This is a genomic window from Oerskovia sp. NPDC060338 (assembly GCF_042726295.1).
Classification (GTDB): domain Bacteria; phylum Actinomycetota; class Actinomycetes; order Actinomycetales; family Cellulomonadaceae; genus Oerskovia; species Oerskovia merdavium.
Genome location: NZ_JBHXCQ010000002.1, coordinates 166339 through 188829, shown reverse-complemented (window position 1 = coordinate 188829; position 22491 = coordinate 166339). Strand labels below are relative to the sequence as shown.

At 73.7% G+C, this 22491-nt stretch carries 21 protein-coding genes and 1 riboswitch; of the genes, 10 read left to right on the top strand and 11 right to left on the bottom strand.

The window, feature by feature from the left end:
• Positions 1-110: 110 nt before the first annotated feature.
• Positions 111-211: riboswitch (glycine riboswitch) on the bottom strand.
• A 37-nt stretch (positions 212-248) separates the two neighbouring features.
• Together ACFWGN_RS02930 and ACFWGN_RS02925 are read right to left on the bottom strand one after the other, a co-directional pair.
• A complete protein-coding gene (locus ACFWGN_RS02930) occupies positions 249-1772 on the bottom strand; it encodes a lactate dehydrogenase (RefSeq protein WP_377615596.1) in 1524 nt (507 codons plus the stop codon).
• 76 nt (positions 1773-1848) lie between these two features.
• Positions 1849-3858 carry a collagen binding domain-containing protein gene (locus ACFWGN_RS02925; protein WP_377615595.1) on the bottom strand — a complete coding sequence of 670 codons (2010 nt, stop codon included), beginning with the start codon at positions 3856-3858 and terminating at the stop codon, positions 1849-1851.
• Positions 3859-4060: 202 nt separating this feature from the next.
• Here ACFWGN_RS02925 and ACFWGN_RS02920 point away from each other — a divergent pair, with 202 nt between their 5' ends.
• Complete coding sequence (locus ACFWGN_RS02920) at positions 4061-4264, top strand: hypothetical protein (protein ID WP_191801842.1); 204 nt, start codon at positions 4061-4063, stop codon at positions 4262-4264.
• Positions 4265-4298: 34 nt separating this feature from the next.
• Here the strand turns inward: ACFWGN_RS02920 and ACFWGN_RS02915 are convergent, their stop codons facing one another.
• A complete protein-coding gene (locus tag ACFWGN_RS02915) occupies positions 4299-5204 on the bottom strand; it encodes a LysR family transcriptional regulator (protein ID WP_191801840.1) in 906 nt (301 codons plus the stop codon).
• A gap of 195 nt (positions 5205-5399) precedes the next feature.
• Here ACFWGN_RS02915 and ACFWGN_RS02910 point away from each other — a divergent pair, with 195 nt between their 5' ends.
• Complete coding sequence (locus ACFWGN_RS02910; RefSeq protein WP_191801838.1) at positions 5400-5741, top strand: hypothetical protein; 342 nt, start codon at positions 5400-5402, stop codon at positions 5739-5741.
• 113 nt (positions 5742-5854) lie between these two features.
• Here ACFWGN_RS02910 and ACFWGN_RS02905 read toward each other — a convergent pair whose 3' ends face one another.
• Positions 5855-7048: an aminotransferase class I/II-fold pyridoxal phosphate-dependent enzyme gene (locus ACFWGN_RS02905; protein ID WP_377615594.1), complete on the bottom strand. Its 1194-nt coding sequence runs from the start codon at positions 7046-7048 to the stop codon at positions 5855-5857.
• Positions 7049-7220: 172 nt separating this feature from the next.
• On the opposite strand from ACFWGN_RS02905, the gene ACFWGN_RS02900 reads away from it, so the two are divergent.
• Together ACFWGN_RS02900 and ACFWGN_RS02895 are read left to right on the top strand one after the other, a co-directional pair.
• Positions 7221-7532 carry an STAS domain-containing protein gene (locus tag ACFWGN_RS02900; protein ID WP_318244398.1) on the top strand — a complete coding sequence of 104 codons (312 nt, stop codon included), beginning with the start codon at positions 7221-7223 and terminating at the stop codon, positions 7530-7532.
• A 92-nt stretch (positions 7533-7624) separates the two neighbouring features.
• Positions 7625-8095 (top strand): ATP-binding protein, encoded by a 471-nt coding sequence (locus tag ACFWGN_RS02895; protein WP_191801834.1) that lies wholly within the window; start codon positions 7625-7627, stop codon positions 8093-8095.
• 87 nt (positions 8096-8182) lie between these two features.
• On the opposite strand, the gene ACFWGN_RS02890 is transcribed toward ACFWGN_RS02895, so the two are convergent.
• On the bottom strand, positions 8183-10468 hold the full coding sequence (locus ACFWGN_RS02890) for a SpoIIE family protein phosphatase (protein WP_377615593.1): 2286 nt from the start codon (positions 10466-10468) through the stop codon (positions 8183-8185).
• A gap of 257 nt (positions 10469-10725) precedes the next feature.
• Here ACFWGN_RS02890 and ACFWGN_RS02885 point away from each other — a divergent pair, with 257 nt between their 5' ends.
• A complete protein-coding gene (locus tag ACFWGN_RS02885) occupies positions 10726-11379 on the top strand; it encodes a DUF1992 domain-containing protein (protein ID WP_377615592.1) in 654 nt (217 codons plus the stop codon).
• 50 nt (positions 11380-11429) lie between these two features.
• Positions 11430-12614, top strand: coding sequence for an alpha/beta hydrolase (locus ACFWGN_RS02880; protein WP_377615591.1), 1185 nt, complete (start codon positions 11430-11432; stop codon positions 12612-12614).
• Here ACFWGN_RS02880 and ACFWGN_RS02875 read toward each other — a convergent pair.
• Entirely contained in the window at positions 12605-13108 is a 504-nt protein-coding gene (locus ACFWGN_RS02875; protein WP_377615785.1) for a low molecular weight protein-tyrosine-phosphatase, read from the bottom strand. The two genes, ACFWGN_RS02880 and ACFWGN_RS02875, sit on opposite strands and share 10 nt — an antisense overlap.
• Before the next feature lie 206 nt (positions 13109-13314).
• Here ACFWGN_RS02875 and ACFWGN_RS02870 point away from each other — a divergent pair, with 206 nt between their 5' ends.
• The gene (locus ACFWGN_RS02870; RefSeq protein WP_377615590.1) at positions 13315-14226 is read left to right on the top strand and encodes an SDR family oxidoreductase; all 912 of its coding nucleotides are present in this window, start codon (positions 13315-13317) and stop codon (positions 14224-14226) included.
• Positions 14227-14274: 48 nt separating this feature from the next.
• Positions 14275-16014, top strand: coding sequence for a DHA2 family efflux MFS transporter permease subunit (locus ACFWGN_RS02865; RefSeq protein WP_377615589.1), 1740 nt, complete (start codon positions 14275-14277; stop codon positions 16012-16014).
• A 357-nt stretch (positions 16015-16371) separates the two neighbouring features.
• Here ACFWGN_RS02865 and ACFWGN_RS02860 read toward each other — a convergent pair whose 3' ends face one another.
• Positions 16372-17193 (bottom strand): methyltransferase domain-containing protein, encoded by an 822-nt coding sequence (locus ACFWGN_RS02860; protein ID WP_377615588.1) that lies wholly within the window; start codon positions 17191-17193, stop codon positions 16372-16374.
• A 139-nt stretch (positions 17194-17332) separates the two neighbouring features.
• Here ACFWGN_RS02860 and ACFWGN_RS02855 point away from each other — a divergent pair, with 139 nt between their 5' ends.
• Positions 17333-18088 carry a hypothetical protein gene (locus ACFWGN_RS02855; RefSeq protein WP_377615587.1) on the top strand — a complete coding sequence of 252 codons (756 nt, stop codon included), beginning with the start codon at positions 17333-17335 and terminating at the stop codon, positions 18086-18088.
• Between the two features lie 81 nt (positions 18089-18169).
• On the opposite strand, the gene idi is transcribed toward ACFWGN_RS02855, so the two are convergent.
• The 4 genes from idi to ACFWGN_RS02835 all read right to left on the bottom strand — a co-directional run bounded on the left by idi (position 18170) and on the right by ACFWGN_RS02835 (position 21746).
• On the bottom strand, positions 18170-18769 hold the full coding sequence (gene idi, locus ACFWGN_RS02850; RefSeq protein ID WP_377615586.1) for an isopentenyl-diphosphate Delta-isomerase: 600 nt from the start codon (positions 18767-18769) through the stop codon (positions 18170-18172).
• Between the two features lie 158 nt (positions 18770-18927).
• Positions 18928-19902: a squalene cyclase gene (locus ACFWGN_RS02845; RefSeq protein ID WP_377615585.1), complete on the bottom strand. Its 975-nt coding sequence runs from the start codon at positions 19900-19902 to the stop codon at positions 18928-18930.
• A gap of 120 nt (positions 19903-20022) precedes the next feature.
• Positions 20023-21375: a permease prefix domain 1-containing protein gene (locus tag ACFWGN_RS02840; RefSeq protein WP_377615584.1), complete on the bottom strand. Its 1353-nt coding sequence runs from the start codon at positions 21373-21375 to the stop codon at positions 20023-20025.
• Positions 21375-21746, bottom strand: a complete 372-nt coding sequence (locus ACFWGN_RS02835; protein ID WP_377615583.1) for a PadR family transcriptional regulator — start codon at positions 21744-21746, stop codon at positions 21375-21377. The genes ACFWGN_RS02840 and ACFWGN_RS02835 overlap by 1 nt, the downstream gene beginning before the upstream one ends.
• A gap of 91 nt (positions 21747-21837) precedes the next feature.
• Between ACFWGN_RS02835 and ACFWGN_RS02830 the strand changes: the two genes are divergently transcribed.
• Entirely contained in the window at positions 21838-22476 is a 639-nt protein-coding gene (locus ACFWGN_RS02830; RefSeq protein ID WP_377615582.1) for a hypothetical protein, read from the top strand.
• The last annotated feature ends 15 nt before the right edge of the window (positions 22477-22491 follow it).

The following is a 22491-nucleotide window of genomic DNA, read 5'->3' as shown; positions in this document are numbered from 1 at the left end:
AGAGTTTTGCCGGTCCGCCATGGTCCTCGCGGACCCGGGGCGCGCCGGCTTGCACCGTCGGTAGGGGACTCGCCCCCGAGGGGGACGGGGTCACCGCTTTCCAGAGTTGCCTCGCCACCGCGGTACGTCGGCCTGAGAGTTTCTCGGGGAGGAGTTGCTCCTTCGGCGCCGACCTCACCCTGAGGTGGCCGGGCTCTCCCGCAGTGGTTCGAGCAGCAGTATGTGGTTGTGGTCGTGCGGCTCCTAGCCTAGCGGTCGGCCCGGGCACGCGGCGAGGACGGCCGGTCGGTGGTCTCCTGCACGACGACGGAGCGCACCGTCGCGAGGCGGGTCACCGCACGCTCGAGCGCCCGGGCACGTCGACGGGTCGCCCGGAAGGTGACGTGGATCGTCCCCGCGTCGCCGTCACCGTCGACGGGTTCGGTCGCCAACGACTCGAAGCTCACGCCACGCGTCGAGAACACGCCCGCGAGGCCCGTGAGGGTGCCGACGCCATGCAGTCCGTGGACCTGGGCGGCCCACGAGGACTCGGGCGCGGACGCACCGTCCCGAGCGCCCTGCCCGTCGACGGCCGCGATCCGCGCACGGGTGCCGGTCTCGCCGACCTGGTCGCCCTCCGTCCCGGTCTCCATGCCGGCCTCTTCTGCCCCGAGGTCCTCGAGGGGGAGGTCGTCGCCGGAGCCGGCCCGAGCTCCGGCCGCCTCCTCGATCCCCGCCGACCGCAGCGACGCCCCCACGGCTGCCGCCGCTCCCCGCAGGCGGCGCGCCTCGTCGTCGGGCAGGGGGTCCAGGAGGACGCGCGTCCACCCCTCGGGGCCCAGCACGAGCGGTACCCCCAGCACCCCCCGCAGCCGCTCGCCCGCGAGCGACACCTCGCCGTCGAGAGCGACCTGGCCGGCGACGACGGTCTCGCGGCCGTCGAGCACGACCTCGACCAGGTCGGCGGTCGCGGCGGCGGTCGCCGTCGCGGTCTTGGCGCCGCTCTGGTGCGTCATCCACGGGCGCGCGACGAGGCGCAGGTCAGCGGGCCACGTGTCGATCAGCCGGTAGGCCGCCCCGACGTCGACGGCCGCGACCTCGACGAGCTCGGCCTGGGCCACGGCGATCTCGCGCGGGAAGGCGTCGAGCGTGCGGCCTCGGCGCAGGCGCCGCAGCGTGCGCTCGCGCTCGGCGGGGTCGTGGCCGCTGATGCGGACCGTCGACCACAGCGGGACCGCGTCCTCACCGTGCTGCCCTGCGACGAACCCGCCCACGCGGTGCCGCCGCACGCCCAGCTCGGCGGCGATCTCGCGCCGGAAGCGCAGCGTGTCGAGCCACGCGCCCATCCCGACCACGCGGTGCGCGCCGAGCGTCCGCGCCATGACCGCGACGCCCACCTCGACGGGGTTCGACACCACGATCACGACCTCGTGCCCCGAGCCGTGCCGTGCGATCGCGTCGGCGTAGCCGGCGAAGACCTCGCGGTTGCCGAGCGCGAGCCGGGTCCTGTCGAGCGAGGCCCCCGCCCGAGCGGGCGACGTGGCTCCCGCCGCGACGACGATCACGTCCGCCACGACGTCGTCGGGGGAGTGGGCCACGTCGATCAGCGGTGCGTGCTCGTCGTAGGCGTCCACGAGGTCCGCCCGCAGGCCGTGGACCGCGCGCCCCGACGCCCCGCCGGGGCGTCCGACGAGCTGGAGGCGGGAGGTCGGGGGCAGGATGCGTCGCTCGACGAGCTGCGTGCACACCTGCCGTCCGACGTCCCCGGTCGCACCGAGCACTGCAACGTCCATCCGAGCAGGCTACGCCGGGGGTGTCCTGGCCGCGGTCCGGCTGCGGGAGCGGTGTCCGGAGGGGTGAGCGCGTCCCTCACGCCCGACGGCACACCTTCCGTCCGCCCGCTGCCACCAGCACTCCGGTGGTCGTCAGGGCGAGCCCGACCCCGAGGAGAGCGCCCGCGTCGAGCCCCGTCGCCGCGAGGTGCTCGGGCGCAGGGCGCGCGGTGGAGGTGCCGCCGTCGGGCACGGTGCCCCCGCCGGGCGCGCCGCCGGGGCCGACGGGCGGGTCGACGGGCGGGTCGGCCGTGGCGACCGCGAAGTCCTGGTCGAGCCGGGACTCGCCCGCGTCGGTGAGCGTCACGGCGCGCTCGACCGGCCCGGTGCCCGTGTAGCCGTCGGGCACGGTCAGCGTGATCACGTAGTCGCCCGCGGGCAGGCCGTCGACGAAGTAGCTCCCCGCGTCGTCGGTCGTCGACGAGGTGTCCCCGTCGGGGCCGCTCACCAGGACCACGGCGCCCGGGACGGGCGCCCCCTGGTCGTCGGTGACCGTGCCGCCGATCGCCCCGGGGCGCGCGAGCGCGAAGTCGATCCCGGTCACGTCGTCGGCCCCGACGGTGACGGCGCGGGTCCCGGCCCCCTCGACCGTGAACCCCGCCGGGGGAGCCACGGCGACGGTGTACGGGCCCGCGGGGAGCTGCTCGAACCGGTAGCCGCCGTCGGCGCCCGTGACGGCGCTGCCCGTCACCCCGCCCGGCCCCGTGAAGGTCACGACGACCCCCGGGACCCCCGCGGCGCCCGCGGTCACGGTCCCGGAGAGCGACGGGAGGGTCGGGACCACGAAGTCCTGGTCCGTGATCGGCACCTCGGAGGCCTCGGGGACCTCGATCTGGATCGGCGGGGGAGCGACCGGGAAGCCCTCGGGCAGGGTGAGCGTGATCGTGTGCGGCCCTGCAGGCACCTGGTCGACCAGGTAGAGCCCCTGGGAGTCGGTGGTCGCCGTGAACGAGGGACCGCCCGGGCTGTCGATCGTGACGGTCGCACCGGGCACCGGCCGGCCCCCGTCGGTGCGGACCGCGCCGCTCACGGGGACCGGGACGATCTCTCGGACGAGGAAGTCCACACCCGTCGCGTCCTCGTCGGCGAGGTCCGCGGGGAGCCGGGACGGTCCCTCGACGATCAGCCCCGGCCCGTCCGGGTCGGGCGGCGGGGTCACCTCGACCGTCCAGCCGTCGGCCGCGGTGTACCCGGCGAAGCCGTAGGTCCCGTCCTCGGCCGAGGTCGTCGTCGCGAGCCGGACGCCCTCGGGCGAGAGGAGAGAGAGCGTGGCACCGGCCAGCGGGCCCCCGCCCTGCAGAGTGATGGTGCCGCTGACGTCGCGGGCCAGCGAGGCGAACCAGGTCTGGTAGACCGGGAAGCCCGAGCGCTGCTGGAAGAGGAACGTGAGGCTCGTGAGGGGCACCGTGGGTTCGAACCAGGCGGACGCGCCGGACGTTTCGGTGGCCGTCGCGTTCCCGACGAGCACCCCCGTGGCGGGGTCCCACGTGGGCACGTCGGTGCCCGTGCACGCAGGGCCCGGCGTCACGGCGCAGTAGTTGAAGCTGCCGCGATAGCCCAGCTCGGCGCCCGTGAGGAGCCGGCCCGCGAGACCGCGCGCGCTCACCGTGACCTGGTCGGCGTCGACGTCTCCCAGCACGAACGTCCATCCTCCGGCCGGGGTCGGGCGCTCGAACGTGTAGGTCGTGGTCGACGGCGCGCTCGGCGAGTCGGCGCGCGGGCGGAGGTTCAGGTACGGCTGCCCCTGGCTCGACCCGTACGTCGCCCCGACGGGCGTCGTCGCGCCGAGCCACGAGCTCGCACCCGACTGGACGCCCACCTGGCCCGACCGTGAGTCGGACGTGACGGTCGCGGCGGGGAAGCCACCCGCGGGGAGCCGCACCGTGGTCGTGAAGCTCCCCCCGCTGCCCGCGAGCGGGTCCCAGGCGGCCCAGCCTGCCGTGGTCACGGCTCCCGCCGGGGCAGCGACGAGCAGGGCGAGGGGGAGTCCGAGCAGCACGGCGAGGGCCGCGACGAGCGCAGCGGTCGTGCTTCGCGAGGGGCGCACACTGCAACGGTAGGAGGAGAGGCGCCGACGCGCGCTGCGACCGTTTCCCACACGATCTCCACGACACTCCCCACTGACCCGCGCACGGTCGTGGGGCGCGCCTCCTCTGCCCCACAGGTCGTCCGGGAAGGATGAGGTGCTCACCTCGTCGTGCGCGTGCGACGGGGATCGTCGCGAGCGCCCCGAGGGGGAATCACCCGGTATGGACAGCAGTACGCAGGCCCAGCAGTCGACCAGCACCTACGTCCCGCGGCACCTCGCCGAGCCCGACGCCGTCCCGGCCGGGGCGGACACCCCCGTCGACCCGCGGTCGAGCAGGTGGGACCGGTCGGTCAGCACCCTCACGCGCCTGCTCGACGAGCTCACGGTCCTCGACGACGGCGAGCTCGCCGTGGCCGCGCGCTGAGACGTGTTCGGCGGCGGGCACGGCGTCGCGCGCCTCACCCCAGCTCGATCGCCGAGGCCGCCGCGACCATCTCGTCGATGACCGCGTTCACGACGGGACGCGGCTCGTGCCGGGTGGCCCGGTGGCGCGCGACGAGCCGTCGCGAACCCAAGCCCGGCAGCGGGACGACCGTGACGCCGTCGGGCATCTCTCCCTGGACCGCGAGCGCCGGGAGCATCGCGACGCCCTGCCCGGCTGCGACGAGCGCGAGCGCGACGTCGAAGTCGTAGTACGAGTGGCGTGTGCGCAGGGTCGTGCCGAGCGTGCGCGAGAGGCGGCGCAGGGCGCGCGCCGCGGCCGTGGTGGGCTCGGGGCCCAGCCAGACGGCGTCGCTCACGTCGTCGAGGCGTGCGGGCGTGGGGAACGTCGCGGGCACGACGACGCGCCACGGCTCGTCGAGCAGCGGGACCTCACGCATGCCGCGGGGGGCGGGGGAGTCGGCATCCTCGTCGCGCTCGAGGAGCACGACGTCCAGGTCGCCCGTGCGCAGCAGCCGGAGCGCGTCGGCGGGCTCGAGCTCCTGGACGTCGAGCTCGACGCCCGGGTAGCGCGTCTCGAGGGATGCGAAGGTCGGGCCGACGACCGCGCGGATGGCCGTCTGGAACGAGCCGACGGACACCGTGCCCGTCATCTCCTCGCTCATCGCGACGATGGCCTTGCGGGCCTCGACCATCTCGGCCTCGATGCGTTCTGCCGCGTCGGCCAGGATGCGGCCCGCGGGCGTGAGGGTCACGCCCCGGGGTCCGCGGTCGAGGACCTGGATGCCCTCCTCGGCCTCCAGACGCGCTATTTGCTGAGACACGGCAGAGGGCGTCACGTGCAGCATGTCGGCCGCAGCCAGGACACCTCCGGCTCGGTGCACGGCAAGCAGGAAACCAAGTCTTCGTGGGTCCGTGGCCATGTAGAGATGCTAAACGGCCACGTCAGAGTTCTTCAATTGTGCTGAATGATTTTCGGGGCCACACTTGTGACGTGGCGCCGGCCGGTCCTCCTCAAAAGGGGCTGGCGCCCACGATCCCCCTGGTCGCTGCAGCGTCGCAGCTCCCACCAGGTCCCCCCTCCCCGATCCCTTCGTGACCCCTGCCCGGAGACCGCCATGTCCGCTTCCCCCTCCCTCGTCGACATGGTCGTGACCCCGCTCGGATGGGTCGGTGCGATCGCCGCGGTCACCGCGTACGCGATGGTCACGCGTGGCCGCTGGTCGGGCGACTCGTTGCGGTTCCAGCTCACGAACTTCGTCGGCGCCGGGCTCATGTGCCTGGTCGCCGCGGTCAACGGCGTGTGGCCGTCGGCGGTCGCGAACGTGGTGTGGATCGTGATCGGCGGTCAGGCCATCGTGGTGCTCGTCAAGGCCCGACGGCGTCGCGCGACCCAGGCCGTCGTCGTGCCCCTCGAGGTGCCCGCCGCTCAGGTGCGCTCGGTGGACCTGGCGGCCTGAGGGTTCCTCGGCTCCTCCCACGGCCTGGATGTCAGAACGTGGCCGGGCCCTACCCCGGGCCAGTTCTGACAGCTCGGCGGCGACACCTCGGACAGCTCGCCGCAGCGCGGCGATCACGCCCGCCGGTACCCCGCCGCGCGCCACGCCACGATCCGGTCGACGGCCTCGGCCACGACCTGGGGCGCGGCCGCGAACGACAGCCGCACCCACTCGCCCCCGCGCACGCCGTCGAAGTCCGTGCCGGGCGTGAGCGCGACGCCCGTGTCGGCGAGCAGCCGCTCGCACCACGTGACCGAGTCGAGCCCCGACGCCGCGACGTTCGCGTAGACGTAGAACGCGCCGTCGGCGGGGGCGACCGGGTCCCAGCCCAGGTCGTCGAGCCGGTCCAGCACGAGCGCGCGCGAGTCCGCGTACCGGGCGACGTTCTCCGCCGCGGCGGCGTACCCCTCGGGCGAGAACGCCGCGACGCCCGCGTGCTGGGCGAGCGCGGGCGGGCTGAGCGCGATGTTGCCCGCGAGCGCGTCGACCGCGCCCACGAGGTCCTCGGGCAGCAGCAGCCACCCGAGCCGCCAGCCCGTCATGGCCCAGTACTTCGAGAAGGAGTTGACGACGACCGCACCGTCGTCGAGGTACTGCGCCGCGGTCGCGGTCTCCCCGGCCGGCGAGGCCGGGTCGGCGTAGACGATCCCGTGGTAGATCTCGTCGCTGACGAGACGGACGTCGTGGTCGGTGCACCACGCCGAGAGCGCCGCCAGCTCGGCCGGCGGGATCATGGTCCCCGTCGGGTTCGCCGGGCTCGCGATCACGAGCCCGTCGAGGCCGCCCTCGTAGTAGGCCTCCATGAGCTGGGAGACCGTGGGCTGGTAGCGGGTCTCGGGGCCGCAGTCGAGCTCGACGACCTCGCACCCGAGGGCGGCGAGGATGTTCCGGTAGGCGGGGTACCCCGGTCGGGCGAGCGCGACGCGGTCCCCCGCGTCGAACGCCGCGAGGAACGCGAGCATGAACCCGCCCGACGACCCGGTCGTCACCGCAACCCGCGACGGCTCGACGACCACGCCGTACGTGCGCTCGTAGTGGTCGGCGATGGCTCGGCGCAGCGCGGGCACGCCCATGGCCTCGGTGTAGCCCAGGTCCCCGGACTCGAGGAGGTCGATCGCGCGGCGTCGCACCACGTCCGAGGCCCCCGTCGCGGGCTCCCCGGCGCACAGGTTGAGGACGGACTCGCCCGCGTCGCGGCGCGCGTTGGCCGCGGCGAGCACCTCCATGACGGCGAACGGTGGGACGTGCGACCTGCGCGAGACCTTCATGAGGCCATCATGCCCGGGATGACGCGCCTGACGACGCCCGCCGCGGTGTGCAGGTCCCGTGACGAGACACGCCCCGGGAGGAACCTCGGCCCGGAGTTCCGTAACCTGGCACGGGTCCCCGTCCGTCGCGCGGCGGGTGACGCGGCCGCACGAGACGAGCGAGAGGCGATCAGTGCCTGATCAGACGATGCAAGGTGGAGTCCGTATCGACGACTCCGGTCCTCGGTGGACCATGTGGGGAGAGGTCGACGCCGCGGTCCAGGACCGCTCCGAGGGCGACCTCGCCCGCTCCGTCCAGCGCGCGGAGGGTCCCGTCACGATCGACCTGACCGAGGTCACCTTCATGGACTCGGGGGGTCTGCGCCTGCTGTACCTCTCGGTGCTCGGAGGTGGCGAACAACCCGTCCTGGTCGGGGTACCGGATCGCATCCGGGACCTGCTGGAGATCAGCGGCGTCATCTCGCAGTTCACTCTCGTCGACTGACCGTCCCGACGTCACGGGCCACCACCCCCGGCCGCGGCGTCGCACCCGCACACCACGCACGTACACAGCCCGGCAACCACGGAGGAACGCCCATGGACACCACGATCCCCTCGTCCCGTCCGCCCGAGACCTTCCGCGTGGTCCGCGTCTGGCAGCTCGACTCGCTCGACGAGCTCTCGATCCTGCGCACGTCGCTGCACCAGGAGCTGACAGGGCGTCCGCTGGCCCCCGACGGCGCGATGGCCGAGGTCTCGGAGAAGATCGTCCTGGTCGCGAGCGAGCTGGCCACGAACGCGCTGCGGCACGGACGCCCACCGACGACGGTCCAGCTCCTCACGGACGGTGAGGAGTACATCGTCGACGTGATCGACCAGGACACCAGCCGGGCCCCCGTGGTGGCCGCCCCGCGGCTCCCGGGCGACGGCGGGTTCGGGCTCGTCCTGGCGCAGCGGCTCGCTCTCGACGTGGGATGGTTCGTCGCCGAGGGCAAGCACGTCTGGGCACGCCTCGGCGCGGCACGGGACGCGGCGTCGCCGGCCGTGCCCGCAGGGGCGGCGCCCTGACCCGCGGAGCACCTGTGCCCTCGGGGGCACGGCCGGCGCGCGAGGCACCGCCGGCGCAGCCTGCTCGAGAGGCGCGCGAGGCGTGCGTCAGCCGCGCGCGTCCCCGGCCCGACGGCGGAGCACCAGCAGGGTCGCGTCGTCCTCGGACTCGGGGTCCCGGGTCGAGCGCAGCACCGCGTCGACGTCGCCCACGTGCTCGGCGAACGTCCCCGCGAGCCGCCGCAGCCCGGCCTTGAGGGACTCGTCGCGACGTTCGAAGAGCCCGTCGCTGTAGAGCACGAGCGCACCTCCGGGGCCGATCGTGGTGGTCCCGGCGACGACGCCGCGGCTGGGCAGCCCGAGCGGCGGGCTGCCCAGCAGCCGCCCCCAGACGACGCCCTCGCCCGGGACCAGGAAGAAGGGCGGCGGGTGCCCGGCCGTCACGTACTCGACCGTGCCCTCGTCGAGGTCCACGACCGCGACCACGAGCGTCGCGATCTGCCCGGGCATGGTCCACTGCACCGTCTCGGCGAGCTGCTCGACGGCCCCTTGCGCGGTCCCTGCGCGCACGAGCGCCGCGCGCAGCGTGTTGCGGATCTGCCCCATCGAGGCGGCGGCCTGGAGCCCGTGACCCGTGACGTCCCCGACGACGAGCGCGAGCGCCCCGGAGGGCAGCAGCAACGCGTCGTACCAGTCCCCGCCGACGAACCCGCCGCCGGCCGGTTCGTAGCGCGCGGTCACGTCCCAGCCCGGCGTGTCCGGCAGCGTCGCGGGGAGCAGGCTGCGCTGGAGCGCTTCTGCGGCGCGCACGTCCCGTCGTCCACGGAGGTAGAGCGCCTCGACCAGGTGGCTGCGCAGCGTGCCGGCGCTCTCGACCGCGTCCTCGGCCCACGGTTCGCTGTGGCCGCTCACGACCTCGCGCCACCGGTCGAACGACCTCCGGGGGCTGAGCCGGACCGTGTCGCCCTCGCTCAGCGCGATGGCCTTGTTGTGGGGGTCGCCGCCCCAGTCGACGCTGCGCAGCACCTCGTCCCGGAGCCAGACCACGGCCTGCCCGTCGCTCAGGAGCACGCCCAGGACGCCTGCGACGTCGGGCAGCAGGTCGGCGATCTCGGGGGCTGCGACCCGCAGCGAGTCGACCGCCACCACCTCGTCGACGGTCTCGGCGAGCAGGCCCGTGAGCCACCCGACGAGCAGCGCGACCCCCTCCTCGTCAGGCACCCGTCCGAGCGACGCCGAACGACCCTCGGCGAGCACGACGACGCCGTCGGCGTCCACGAGGTCGAGGAGACGGCCGTCGGCCGTGATGGCCTCGACGAGCGAGGTGTCCTCGTCACGGCTGTCGGCGACGAGCCCGGCGAGCAGCCTCGACGAGGCCCGCGACGCGACGAGCCGGTCCTCCTCGCTCTGGGCCACGAGCAGCACCGAGAGCGCCGACCCCAGGAACTCCGCGGCGGCCCGCACGGCATAGGACGGATGGTGCGGGCCGGCGTAGTGGTGGCACGCGATGAGACCCCACAACCGCCCGTCGCGCAGCAGCGAGATCGACATCGAGGCACCCACGCCCATGTTCCGCAGGTACTCGAGGTGGATGGGGGAGACGCTGCGCAGGGTCGAGTACGTGAGGTCGAGCGGCTCGCCCGTCGTCGGGAGGGCCGTGGGGAGCACGTCGCTCGGGACGTAGTCCACGTCGTCGATCAACCGGATCCAGTTCTTCTCGTACAGCGCCCGGGCCTGGCGGGGGATGTCCGTCGCGGGGTAGTGCAACCCGTAGAACGAGTTGAGGTCCTCGCGCTTGGCCTCGGCGACGACCTCGCCGTTGTGGTCGGCGTCGAACCGGTAGATCATCACGCGGTCGAAGCCCGTCAGGCGGCGCACGTGCTCGGCCGCCGTCGTGAACAGCGCGTCGAGCGTCGACGCCCGGTCGAGGTCCGCGAGCGCCGTGCGCACGGCCTGGTACGTGTTGGGGAAGCTCAGGGGCCGCACGACGGCCTGCTCGAGCTCGATCACGACGACGGGCTCGGCACCGTCCGGGAGCGGCGGGCGGTGCAGGATCGCGTCGGTCTCGACCGTGCGCCCGTGCCCCGTGCGGATCTCGACCGGGTTGTGCGGAGCCAGGTCCTGGTGCTGCGCGGCATGGTCGAGCAACCTGGTGCCGTCCTGGGGTCCGAGGACCTGGACCAGCCCGGCACCGATCACGTCCTGCGGCGCGAGCCCCAGGACGCCGCGCACGTTCGTGGAGCACTGCACCACCCGGCCGTCGCTCTCGCGGACCACCAGCAGGACCCCGCGCGGCTGGATCCGGCCCGGGATGTGGATGGGTTCCCGGGCGCAGTTCTCGAGGTCGATCGCCTCGGCCGGTCCGAGCATCTCTTCGTCAGTGCTCTGTGTCATTGCAGCTCCCCCTCCCGCGGGTGTGCGGGCCGTTCACGGCAGCACGCTGCCGGGCCTGTCCCGGCGGCTTCATCACCGGGTACGAGCACGCCGCCTGTCCGAGCACGGCGGCCCAGCGTACAACCTCGATCGCACGGAGCGCCCCCGTGCCGGTCTCGTCGGGTGCCAGTCTCCGTGGTCGAGCCTCTTCTCCGCGAGCGGGAGAACCAGGAAGGATGGGACCAGCACGCTCGCGAGACGGCCGCAGGGAGGTACCCATGAGCGAGGACGACCCGGTGCGCCGGGCCGCGCAGTATCGCGTCGACCGCGAGGCGGCGCGCGAGGCGGCGGAGGACACCCAGGAGCACGGCTCCGAGGACGAGGGGACGGAGCCCCCGCGGACCGCGGGGCCCCGGCTGCCGCTCGAGAACCGCGGCCAGTGGGTCGACGAGCTCGTGCGCCAGGCCATGGCCCGCGGCGAGTTCGACGACCTGCCGCTCGCAGGCAAGCCCATCCCGGGGCTGGGCTCGCACCACGACCCCGACTGGTGGCTCAAGAACCTGGTCGAGCGCGAGCAGATCACAGGTGTCCTGCCCCCCGCCCAGCTCCGGGCCGACGACGCCCGCCTGCGCGACCAGCTCGACCGTCAGTTCTCCGAGGAGTCGGTGCGCGAGGTGGTCGAGGAGTTCAACGCCCGCGTGGTCGACGCACGGCGCCAGCTCCTGGGCGGTCCTCCCGTGGTCACGCCGCTGCGGGACGTCGAGGAGGAGGTGTCGCTGTGGCGCGAGCGTCGCACGGCCCGCAGCACCACCGGCCCGACGCCGTCCCGCACCTCCGCGGACGCCTCGCCCGGGGCGAGGCGCACCGCGGGCGACGAACCCACCCGGCGGTGGTGGCGCCGTCGGGCACGGCGGGACGACGACGAGACCTGACTTCCCCCTCCCACCGCGCGCCCCCGCACCCCGGCTCCTACCCTCGGGACATGCCCGAACCCGACGCCCAGCCCACCGAGACCACCGGTTGGGAGCCCGACGTGCTCGACGGGTTCGAGCAGCTGACCCTGCCCCTCACGCCCGACGACGAGGGCGAGGTGGTCGCGACCCTCGTGCGACGCCGTCGGGCGGGCGGCGGCTCCGCGGCCGACGCCCGGGAGTCCCGCGACCCGCTGGTCGCCGACCGCGGGATCGACGTCCTGTACGTGCACGGCTGGTCCGACTACTTCTTCCAGACCGAGCTCGCGGACTTCTGGGAGGCCCGCGGCGCGCGCTTCTTCGCGCTCGACCTGCGCAAGTACGGGCGCAGCCTCCGACCGGGGCAGACCCCCGGGTTCGTGACCGACCTCGCGACGTACGACGAGGACATCGAGGCCGCGCTCACCACCATGGGCCACGGCATCCTGACCGCGGACCGCCCCAAGCACGAGCGCAGCCTGGTCCTCATGGCGCACTCGACGGGAGGCCTGACCATGAGCCTGTGGACCGCGCGCCACCAGGACCGCGTCGCCGCGCTCGTGCTCAACAGCCCGTGGCTCGAGTTCCAGGCCCGGGGGATCGGCCGCAAGGTGCTCGCGCCCGCGCTCGAGCTCCAGGCGCGCCTCGACCCGCGAGCGCCCCTGCCCCAGGTCGACCTCGGCTTCTACACGCGCTCGGTGTCCCGCACGCTCGACGGCGAGTGGGACTACGACCTCGCGTGGCGCCCCGTGCGCGGCTTCCCGACGCACCCGGCCTGGCTGACCGCGATCCTGCGAGGTCAGGGGACGGTCGAGCGCGGCCTCGGGATCACGGTCCCCGTGCTCGTGCTGCTCTCGGCGCGCAGCACCTTGCTGCCCACGTGGTCGCCCGAGATGATGCGCAGCGACACCGCGCTCGACGTCGTCGGGATCGCCCGGCGCTCGACGGACCTGGGCAGCCAGGTCACGCTCGTGCGGATCGACGGGGCGCTGCACGACGTCGTGCTCTCGGCCCCGCCGGTGCGGGCCGTCGCGTACGACGACATCGCGACGTGGGTGCGGGGCTACGTGCCCGAGCGTCCCCCCGCCCCCGAGGAGGACCCGACGCCGGACGACCGGGCACCCGGGTGGGTCGGGTGGGTCGGGCACGCCGCCGGGGCGGTGCGCGACACCGTGCGCGGGTGGTTCGACCGGTCGGGCGCGGGCCCTCAGGCCTGACGCCTGGCCAGCTCCTGACGCACGTGCTCGACGATCCTGTCGGCTGCGGCCTCGACCTGCGCCAGGCAGTCCTCGAAGTCCTGCATGCCGCCGTACCAGGGGTCGTCGATGTCGAGCAGGTGCTCGTCACGCTCGACCCGCTCGGGCGGGACGACGGGCGCCGCCGGGTCGAACGACCGGTACATGCGCACGTTGCCGTCGCCGTGCAGGCGCCGCAGCGCACGGGCGTGCTGCGAGGTCATGGGCAGCACGAGGTCGCGCGAGACCACGTCGCTCGGGCGGACCTGCCGGGCGTGGTGCCCCTCGCCCGTGTCGTACCCGTGCTCGGCCAGGACGCGCCGCGCGCGATGGTCCACGGGGTTGCCGTGCTCCTCCGAGCTGATGCCCGTCGAGTCCACCACGACCCGGCCGCCGAGGCCCGCGGCCTCGAAGCGGTCGCGCAGCACGATCTCGGCCATGGGGGAGCGGCAGATGTTGCCCGTGCAGACCGTCATGACGCGGTAGGGCCGGTGCGCGGGGTCCGGCGTCGCGGCGCGGGGAGCGTCGTGGGTCCCGCGGTCGCCCCCGGGAGCAGGAGAGGTCGGTGTCGTCACGCCTCCAGTGTGCCGGAGGCACGGCGGCCGCGGTCCTCTGGCCCCCACGGGCGGGGCCGCGGAGGCGCCCCCAGGCGGTTCCCCTCCGCCCGGCCTACCGTGGACGCATGACCATCAGGACCGACTCGGGGCTCGTCGCCGTGACCGGGGCGAGCGGGCGGCTGGGCTCCAAGCTCGCGCTGCGGCTGGCCGCCGAGGGCGCGCGGCAGCGCCTCGTCGTGCGCGACGCGACGCGCGCACCACGCCTGCTCGACGGCGAGCCGCTGCCCGAGTCCGAGGTCGCCGTCGCGGCCGGCTACACCGACACGCCGAACATGGTGCGCGCCTTCCAGGGCGTGAGCTCGGTCTTCCTGGTCTCGGCCCGTGAGGCCCCGAACCGGGTCGAGGAGCACCGCGCGGCCGTCGACGCGGCGGTGGCCGCCGGGGTCGAGCGCATCGTCTACGTGTCGTTCCTCGGCGCTGGCCCGGAGGCCACGTTCACGTTCGCGCGCGACCACTGGCACACCGAGGAGTACATCGAGGGCACGGGCCTCAGGCACACGTTCCTGCGCGACAACCTGTACCACCAGGGCCTGGTCCACATGGTCGGGGACGACGGCGTGATCCGCGGCCCCGGGGGCGACGGGCGCCTGTCCTCGGTCTCGCACGACGACATCGCCGACGTCGCGACCGCGATCCTCCTCGACGAGCGCCCCGCGCAGCACGACGGCAAGGCCTACGACCTCACGGGCCCCGAGGCGCTGACGCTCACCGAGGTCGCCGCGCTGCTGTCCCAGGTCACGGGCCGGAGCATCACGTACCACCCGGAGACCGTCGAGGAGGCGTACGCGTCCCGGGCCGTCTATGCCGCGCCGCCGTTCGCGGTCGACGGCTGGGTCTCGTCCTACACCGCGATCGCCGCGGGGGACCTGGCCGTGGTGAGCGACGTCGTCGAGCGCTTCGCCGGGCGGCCCGCCCAGTCGCTCGCCTCGTGGCTCGACGACTACCCCGAGGAGTGGGACCACCTGCTCCCGGCCTGACCCCACCCCCCAGGGGCACGGCATCGCCCCCTACTCGAAGGAGCGTCCATGAGCGCGCAGTCGGACGAGTCGGGCGGGTCCTCCGCCGCACCGGACCAGGCCACGGCCACGGGCGGGAAGAGCGACCACCGCTGGGCGGGGCTGTTCGTCCTGGCGACCGCGCTGTCGATGATCGTGCTCGACGGGACGATCGTGGGCGTCGCGCTCCCGACGATCATCGAGGACCTGCACCTCGACCTCAACGACGCGCAGTGGGTCAACGCGTCCTACTCGGTCGTGTTCGCGGCGCTCCTGCTGACCGCGGGCCGCCTGGGCGACCGGCTCGGTCGACGCAACCTGCTCCTCGTGGGCGTCGTGGTCTTCCTCGGCGGCAGCGTCCTGGCCTCCCAGGCCGACGACGCCGGGACCCTGATCGTCGCGCGCCTGATCCAGGGGGTCGGCGGCGCGTTCGTCCTCCCCGCGACCCTGTCGACCGTAAACGCGACGTTCCGCGGCAAGGACCGGGCGGTCGCGTTCGGCATCTGGGGTGCGGTGATCTCGGGCATGGCCGCGGTCGGGCCGCTCCTCGGTGGTTGGCTCACGACGTCGTTCACGTGGCCGTGGATCTTCCTCGTCAACATCCCGATCGGGGTCGCGGTCGTCATCGGGGCGCTCCTCGTGGTCCCCGAGACCCGCGCGCACATCACGGTGCCGGGGCTCGACGTGGTCGGCCTCCTCACGAGCGCGCTCGGGTTCGGCGCGGTCGTGTTCGCGCTCATCGAGGGGCAGTCCCTCGGTTGGTGGACGCCCAAGGCGGAGCTCAAGCTCTTCGGAGCTGTCTGGGGGACCGACGCCCCCGTCTCGCCCGTGCCGGTGATCGGGGCGATCGGCGTGCTGTTCCTCGTCCTGTTCGCCTTCTGGGAGCGGCACCGCGCGCGGGTCGCGCGCTCGGCCCTGCTCGACCTCACGCTCTTCCGCGTCGCGACGTTCCGTTGGGGCAACCTCACCGCGATGCTCGTCGCGATCGGCGAGTTCGGCCTGATCTTCGTGCTGCCGCTCTACCTCGTCAACATCCTGGGACTGACCAGCCTGGGCGCGGGCGTGGTCCTCGCGACCATGGCCGCCGGCGCGTTCGTCTCGGGGGCCATGGCGCGGCACCTCGCGGCCGCGATCGGGTCCCCGCGCACGATCGTCCTGGGCCTCGTGCTCGAGGTCGTCGGGGTGCTCGCGGTCGCGCTCGTCGTGACGCCGACCGTGTCGTCGTGGCTCATCGCGGCCCTGCTCGTGATCTACGGCCTGGGCCTGGGGCTCGCGTCCGCGCAGCTCACGGGCACGACGCTCGTCGACGTCCCCGAGGAGGAGTCCGGCCAGGCGTCCGCGACGCAGTCCACGGCGCGCCAGCTCGGCTCGGCGCTGGGCACGGCGTTCATCGGTGCCGCGCTCGCGATCGGCCTCTCGACCGCGGTCCCGCCCGCGCTCGAGAAGGTCGACGGCGTCCCGCCCGCGGTCGCGACGCAGGTCGCGGACGCCACCCAGCAGTCTGCGGGTGGGACCATCCCGCAGCTGCGCACCGAGGGCACCAGGAGCCAGTTCGGCGAGAAGACGCCCGAGGTCGTCGACGCGCTGTCCGAGGGTTTCAGCGACGGCACGCGCGTCTCGCTGTACGTGGCGGCGGGGTTCCTGCTCCTGGGCCTGCTGTGCTCGTCGCGGGTCGTCGCGGCCTCCCGGCGCGAGGGCGTCGACCAGGGCGGGGCCTCGTCGCGCACGCCGACGACTCCCGCTCCCGAGCCCGACGCGACGGCCCGCTGAGCCGTGGGAGAAATAGTCTTGGCAGCCTCGGAGAGCAGGCGTAGCGTCGTCGGCACATGGGAAAGGAGGTGGTCCACGAAGTGAAGAATCTTCGGACACATGAGGTGGTTGCACGCTAGTCGTGCCATCGAGCGACGGACCTTGCGAGGAACCCGCGGCCGACCGGTGACCGTCAGGTCACCCACGACCGGCGAGAACCGAGCAACCACCGGAGCCCGCGGGAGTCGCGCCCTCGTCCAGCGCGACGGGTGGAGAGATCCACCAGCCCGCGGGCTTCTTCATGCCCAAGAAGCCCGACGACGGAGCGCACCCCGAGCACGCTCGGTCACGTCCTACGAGGGTTCCGCCGCCCCGGGCTCAGAACGGCTTGCGCGCCACCACGAGGAAGCGGGGAGCCTCGTCGACGAACTCGTTGCCCGCCGCGAAGTGCATGTGCAGCGCCCGCAGCGGTGCCTCGAACCTCGCGACCGCCTCGGGGGAGAGGCTCGCGATCTCCGGGACCTGCCACGCGATGACCTTGAGGTACCAGAGCAGCGAGCTCAGGTCGTGGAAGTGGCGCGTCCCCACGTGCTCGCGGGCCACGTCGATCACGAACCCGGCCTCGGCCAGCTCGGCCGCCACGCCCTCGATCGTCACGTCGTCCGGGTCCCACGGCAGGTCCGCGCCGAGCGCGGTGTTGAGCCGGATCCCGTCGCGGCTGTCGACCTGCTGCGTGATGAACACGCCCCCGGGCTCCAGGACCCGCAGCACCTCCGAGGCCTCGAACTCCTCGTGCCGGTCCAGGACGACCGCGAACCGGCCGTCGAGGAACGGGAGCATGAGGCCCTCGCCCTTGCTGCTCCCCACCTGCCGGACGTCCACACCCAGGGGTTCGAGGCGCCGTCGGGCCACGGGGACGTTCGGGGGCCAGCCCTCGGTCGCTGCCGAGCCCTCGGGGAGGGGCGCGAGCGACGAGAACGCCTCCCCGCCGCCCGTGCCCAGGTCCAGGACCGGGCCCCGGCCGCTCCCGACGAGCTCGCGCGCCAGCACCAGGTAGTCCCAGGGCAACGGGTCCTCGACGCAGCGGTCGTCGATCGGTGTCAGGTCGAACCCCTCGACCGGCGTCGCCCGGGCCCACTCGACGTGCGCCTCGAACGACGCTGCGGGGTCGGGGACGGGGAGAGATCCGGCTGCTGACATGCGTCGATTGTCACCCGTTGGCGCGGGCACAGTCGAAACGGCACGCCCGGTAGGGAATCCTGCCTGTCGGATAGCATCGGCGCGGCTGCGGGACCGCAGCACGACCCCGTCCCGCACGAGCCCTCGGAGCGCCCCGCCGATGCCCCTCCTCTCGCCGTCGAGCCACCGCCCGACCCGCAAGGTCCGTGACGTCGCCGAGCGGCACCGGCCCACCCTCGGCGAGCTGCGCCACGTCGAGTCGTGCACCCTGTCGGCGCGTGGGATCGGGATCGTGGCGGGGGTCTTCGCGCTCGTCGTCGCCGTCGTGGCGTTCAACGGGAGCCTCCTGCAGGTCGCGGTCTTCGCACTGGGCATGGGACTCGTCCTGGCCGTGATCCTGCGGTTCGTCGCGAGCGAGAAGCTCCTCGTGCTGGAACGAGGGCTCGTGGTCGGCTCGTTCGGTCCGTTCCTGAGCCCCTACGCCGTGCCCTACGCGGACGTCGTGGCGCCGAGCGTCGCCGCGATCGTCGGGACCCAGCGCCCCGTGTCGCTGCTCAAGGCAGACCAGGGAGCGTCCGCGACCAACCGCACCGCGCTGTGGTCGCTGCGCTCGGTCACGTTCGTCGGGCCCACGGCCGAGGTCTCCCGAGCCTTCACGCGGACCGGGACCTGGCGACCCCAGCCCGACCGTCAGGACCTGTGGGTCTTCTCGGTGCGCGACTCCCACCGCCAGGAGGTCCTGGTGCACGAGCTCGCCGCCGCGCTGCGCCTCTCGGGCCAGCCGGGGGCCGACCTCGCCCTGCCGCACGCGCTGCCCGCTCGGCGGTTGCGCGTGAGCGTCGCGGACGCCGACCACCTCCACCTGCCCGAGCGCCTGCGCTCCACGAGCCTGCAGGTCCGGGCCGGGGCGCGCTGAGCTCCGCTCGCACGGCGCGGCGGTCGAGCCGCCGGCCGGCGGAGGGCCGGGCGCCCGACGCGCCCGGCCCTCTCAGCCCCCTCAGCCCAGGGCCGAGGCGACCTCCGCCAGCAGGGGGGAGACGTCGCCGTCGGGCCCGCTCGCCGCGTCGCGCAGCGCCGCGACCTGCAGGACCATCCACGGGCTGAACGCCCACGGCGTGGCGTCGACCGCGCGCCCCAGCGCGCCGGGCTCGGCCCACGCGAGCTCGGCGACCTCGTCCGGGTTGGCCGTGAGGTCGCTCGCGGCGCGCGCGACGTACACGGGGCAGATCTCGTTCTCGACGACGCCCGACGCGTCCACGGCCCGGTAGCGGAAGCCAGGCACGGCGACCTCGAGCCCCGTGATCTCGAGCCCCAGCTCGTGCGCGGCGTGGCGCACGATCGACTCCTCGGTCGTCTCGGTCCAGCGCGGGTGGCCGCAGAACGAGTTGGTCCACACCCCGGGCCACGTGCGCTTGGACAACGCGCGACGAGTCACCAGCAGGCGGCCGGCGCCGTCGACCACGTAGCAGGAGAACGCGAGGTGCAGCGGCGTCTCGGTGGTGTGGACGGCGCTGCGCGCGAAGGTCCCGGTGCGGGTCCCCTCGTCGTCGACGGTCACGACATGGTCGGCGGCGACGGGCACGTGCACGTCGGTCATGGTTCCTCCAGGGTCCTGCGGTGCGATCGGGGGGTGCACCGGAGCATCCGGCCCACTGTCACACACCGGGGGAGAGGAAGGAAGTCCGTCCGTGGGACGAGCGGCCGGGCGTCTCGGCTGCCCGGCGAGCACGGCGAGCCCGACGACGGAGCGCGGCGCTAGCGTCCGTCCCACCAGGCGAGCACGAGGGTCGCGTCGAGGGTCAGCCACCTCGAGGCCTCACCTGCCGGCGCGTCGACCTCGAACCACACCGTGCCCGGGTGCCGCGGCGACTGGAGCCAGGTCCCGTCTGCCTGCCGAGCTGCCCGGATCATCCCGATCGCCTCGGCCATGCGAGGGTCCGGGGGCGTGCCGTCGAGCAGCGACGCCTCGCGGAGGTGGACGGCCGCGTTGAGCACGCTGTAGAACGCGCGGTACGGGTAGGTGAAGTACCGCACCCAGGGCGCGACGGGCTCTCCGGTCGACTCGCGGCGGAACAGGTCCCGACGCAGGAGGTACTCCTCGGCCGAGCGCCGCGCCTCGCGCGTCTCGTCGGTACCGCCTGTCGCAGCCTGGTGCGCCAGGAGTCCCTTGACGACGTTGAGGGTCGAGTGGAACGAGGACCGGACCGAGCCCTCGACCCACTCGCAGTTCCAGCCGCCGTCGGCCATGCGCACCGCGAGCATCGCGTCGAGGAGGGGCGCGACGTCGGCACCGAGCCACGCGCCGTTCGCCAGGGTCCACGCGTTGATGCAGCAGTCGACCTCCCCGCCCCAGTAGGGCAGGTCGTCGTACTCCCAGCGGCTGTTCTGCGCCAGGAGCTCGACGGTCCGGCGCTCGCGCAGGACCGCCGGGTCCAGGCCCCACTCGCGCAGCGCGTTCAACGACCAGGTCGTCGCAGTCCACGGCTGTCCGGTGCCGGACCGGGCTTCGGGGCCGTCCATGTCGAAGCCGGCGGGGAAGAACGCACCACCCGCCCACTGCCCGTCCGGGTCCTGCAGCGAGAGCAGACGAGCACCGAAGCCCTCGGTCGCGACGCGGGACCGTGTCTGCTGCCAGACCTCGTCGGGGGCTCGGACGAGGTCGCGCTCGACCCGCCACCGCAGCGCGGGGTCCGCGTCGAGGAGCCAGTCGACCAGAGCGTCGTCGGTCATCCTCCGAGACTACGACGGCGGGCCGTAGCGGGCCGTAGCCGCCGGGCCGCCGCCTGGCCGCCGAGACGACGGCGAGACGACCGCGACCGCGACGGCGACGGCGACGGCGACGGCGACGGGTCAGACGAACCCGAACACGGGCGGGAAGACCACGACCACGACCGCGGCCCACACCGCGTACACCGGCAGGAACTGCGTCTGCCACCGGCCGAGGGCCGCGAACGGGCGCCGCCCCCGCAGGAACCCGGTCAGCAGGAGGGCCGAGCCCACGAGGTGCACGAGCAGCAGCACGTTGAGGCCCAGGGCCACGACCTTGTTGGGGCTGAACCCGAACTCGGCGATGCGGGTCAGCATCGCGGTGAGCGCCACGGCGTCGACCGCGAGCGCCGCGACGACCAGGACGAGCAGCAGCCCGTCGAACAGGTGCGGCGGGCTGAGCGGGTCGCGTGCCGAGACCGAGTAGAGGAGCAGGCAGAGCACGAGGACGAGGATCGCGTCCATGAGGATGAGGAGGCCGCGGTCCGTGTCGAGCAGCGAGCCGGCGGTCGCGAGGACCACGAAGAGCACGACCAGCATGACGACGGTCAGCGGGGTGAAGACGCGCGTAAGGACGGGGGCGATGTTCTCGACGACGTCCTGCTTGGCCTCGACGAGCCATGCGGCGACGACGAGCGCGCCCGGGACGGCGAACGGCAGGACCCAGCCCTCGAAGAACGGCTCGGGGTCGATCCCCACGAGGTTCAGCGTCCCGAACGTGAGGCCGAGCAGCACACCGCCGCCCAGCGCGAGGAGCGTGAAGTAGATCGCGAGCTCGCCCGTGAAGCGGGCGAAGTCCATGCGTCCGCTGTCCGAGCGCCAGCGCCCGCCGACGTACGCGACCCCGACGAGGGCCCACAGGACGACCGGGGCGTGCAGGGCCGCGAGCAGCAGGGTCGAGCCCTCGGGCGCGAAGGGGTAGACGTTGAGGACGACCGCGAGCACCGCGAACGGGATCGCGAGCATGGCGCCCACGCCCCACGTGAGGCGGCGCTTCCACGCGAAGTACCCGGCGAGGAAGGGGAAGACGAGCAGGCTGACGTTGCGCAGCAGGACCGTCTCGTCGCTGATGGTCTCCGCGGCGACCTTGACCGCGATCCCCGCGCCGACGGCGAGCGCGAGCACGACCGCGAGCTCGCGCCAGCGCGGTGAGCCGCCGCCCACCGCGGCCGCGTCGGGGACCAGGACGAGCTGCTTCCACAGGCGGTCGGAGTGCTCGCGGGCGAACTCGCGCGAGACCTCGTCGAGGTTGCCCATGCGCTTGACCGCGACGAGGAACGCCTCGTCGTCGTCGAGGCCGGTCGCGGTCAGGTCGGCGACCTGCTCGCGCAGGTGGTCCTCCATCTCGTCGACGTCGGCCGTCGAGATCGCCTGGCGGCGCTGGACGTAGCCGCGCCACTGGTCGATCTGCGCCTCGAGCTCGGGGTGCGTGCTCATCAGGCCCACCCCTCGGCGACGGTCCGCGGGATCTGTGTGTCGCGGGCGTCGCTCCACACCTTCTGGAGCGCGTCGGCGACGACGCTCCACTGCGCCTGCCGCTCGGCGAGGGCCTCGCGCCCGGCGGGGGTGATCGCGTAGTGCTTCCTCCGGCGCCCGACGTCGGACACGCCCCACGACGCCTCGACGTGCCCGAGGCGCTCGAGCCGGTGGAGCAGGGGGTAGAGCATCCCGTCGGTCCACTGCATGTGGCCGTCCGAGAGCTCGTTGACGCGCTTGACGATCGCGTAGCCGTACGACTCGCCGTCCGCGAGGATGCCGAGGACGAGCGGGGTGGCCGAGGCCGCGACAAGGTCCTTGTCGATGTGCATGACACTCCTATGCCTAGGTCTGCTAGGGGTTCAAACCTAGCAGACCTAGGTATGGTCGCCGAGCGGAGCTTCGCTTTGGCAGACTCCCCGGATGAGACCAGGCCGAGCCCGCACCGAGCGGCAGGACGTCGAGGTGGGCGCCTGGCACGTCGTCCACGGCTTCGCGACCCTCGAGACGACCGCGCTCCGGATGCGCCACGCGACCCTCGTCACCCTTCTCCTCGCACTCGGCGTCGTCGTGACCGGGGCGAGCTTCGCCGTGATGGCCGGACTGGGGATCGACCTGGACAACCTCATGACCTCGGTCGACGGGCGCGGCGCGCCCTGGTGGCTGGTCGCCCCGCTCGTCGTCGTGTCGGTGACCGTGGCACTGAGCGTCGGGTCGCGATCTCGCCCCTACCGGATCAGCATCACCGCGCAGCACCTCTCGATCACCGACGGCGGGGCGTTCGTGCACGAGCAGCCGCTCGCCACCCTCCGGAGCGTCGTCTACCGTCCCGGACCCGCGAGCGCCACGTTCGCCGTCGCGGGAGACGCGGGCACCGTGAGCCTGCTGCCACGCACGGTCGGCTCGATGCGACCGACCGTGCTCGCGGACCTGCCGCCCCAGGTCGTGGAGCACCTGCGCACCGCGGGGCTCGCCCAGCGACAGCGTGGGAAGCGCACGCGGTGGACCCGTCGAGCGGCACCTCGAGCCGACCCCGGGAACGACGAAAGGCCCCGGATCTGAGATCCGGGGCCTTCG

Bases quoted from the DNA above. Each gene is read 5' to 3' on its own strand.
- ACFWGN_RS02835 (WP_377615583.1), bottom strand. From the start codon at position 21,746: ATGCACATCGACAAGGACCTTGTCGCGGCCTCGGCCACCCCGCTCGTC.
- ACFWGN_RS02830 (WP_377615582.1), top strand. From the start codon at position 21,838: ATGAGACCAGGCCGAGCCCGCACCGAGCGGCAGGACGTCGAGGTGGGC.
- idi (WP_377615586.1), bottom strand. From the start codon at position 18,769: ATGACCGACGTGCACGTGCCCGTCGCCGCCGACCATGTCGTGACCGTC.
- ACFWGN_RS02860 (WP_377615588.1), bottom strand. From the start codon at position 17,193: ATGTCAGCAGCCGGATCTCTCCCCGTCCCCGACCCCGCAGCGTCGTTC.
- ACFWGN_RS02870 (WP_377615590.1), top strand. From the start codon at position 13,315: ATGACCATCAGGACCGACTCGGGGCTCGTCGCCGTGACCGGGGCGAGC.
- ACFWGN_RS02920 (WP_191801842.1), top strand. From the start codon at position 4,061: ATGGACAGCAGTACGCAGGCCCAGCAGTCGACCAGCACCTACGTCCCG.
- ACFWGN_RS02875 (WP_377615785.1), bottom strand. From the start codon at position 13,108: ATGACGGTCTGCACGGGCAACATCTGCCGCTCCCCCATGGCCGAGATC.
- ACFWGN_RS02845 (WP_377615585.1), bottom strand. From the start codon at position 19,902: ATGACCGACGACGCTCTGGTCGACTGGCTCCTCGACGCGGACCCCGCG.
- ACFWGN_RS02865 (WP_377615589.1), top strand. From the start codon at position 14,275: ATGAGCGCGCAGTCGGACGAGTCGGGCGGGTCCTCCGCCGCACCGGAC.
- ACFWGN_RS02880 (WP_377615591.1), top strand. From the start codon at position 11,430: ATGCCCGAACCCGACGCCCAGCCCACCGAGACCACCGGTTGGGAGCCC.
- ACFWGN_RS02910 (WP_191801838.1), top strand. From the start codon at position 5,400: ATGTCCGCTTCCCCCTCCCTCGTCGACATGGTCGTGACCCCGCTCGGA.
- ACFWGN_RS02930 (WP_377615596.1), bottom strand. From the start codon at position 1,772: ATGGACGTTGCAGTGCTCGGTGCGACCGGGGACGTCGGACGGCAGGTG.
- ACFWGN_RS02905 (WP_377615594.1), bottom strand. From the start codon at position 7,048: ATGAAGGTCTCGCGCAGGTCGCACGTCCCACCGTTCGCCGTCATGGAG.
- ACFWGN_RS02840 (WP_377615584.1), bottom strand. From the start codon at position 21,375: ATGAGCACGCACCCCGAGCTCGAGGCGCAGATCGACCAGTGGCGCGGC.
- ACFWGN_RS02890 (WP_377615593.1), bottom strand. From the start codon at position 10,468: ATGACACAGAGCACTGACGAAGAGATGCTCGGACCGGCCGAGGCGATC.
- ACFWGN_RS02855 (WP_377615587.1), top strand. From the start codon at position 17,333: ATGCCCCTCCTCTCGCCGTCGAGCCACCGCCCGACCCGCAAGGTCCGT.
- ACFWGN_RS02915 (WP_191801840.1), bottom strand. From the start codon at position 5,204: ATGGCCACGGACCCACGAAGACTTGGTTTCCTGCTTGCCGTGCACCGA.
- ACFWGN_RS02885 (WP_377615592.1), top strand. From the start codon at position 10,726: ATGAGCGAGGACGACCCGGTGCGCCGGGCCGCGCAGTATCGCGTCGAC.
- ACFWGN_RS02895 (WP_191801834.1), top strand. From the start codon at position 7,625: ATGGACACCACGATCCCCTCGTCCCGTCCGCCCGAGACCTTCCGCGTG.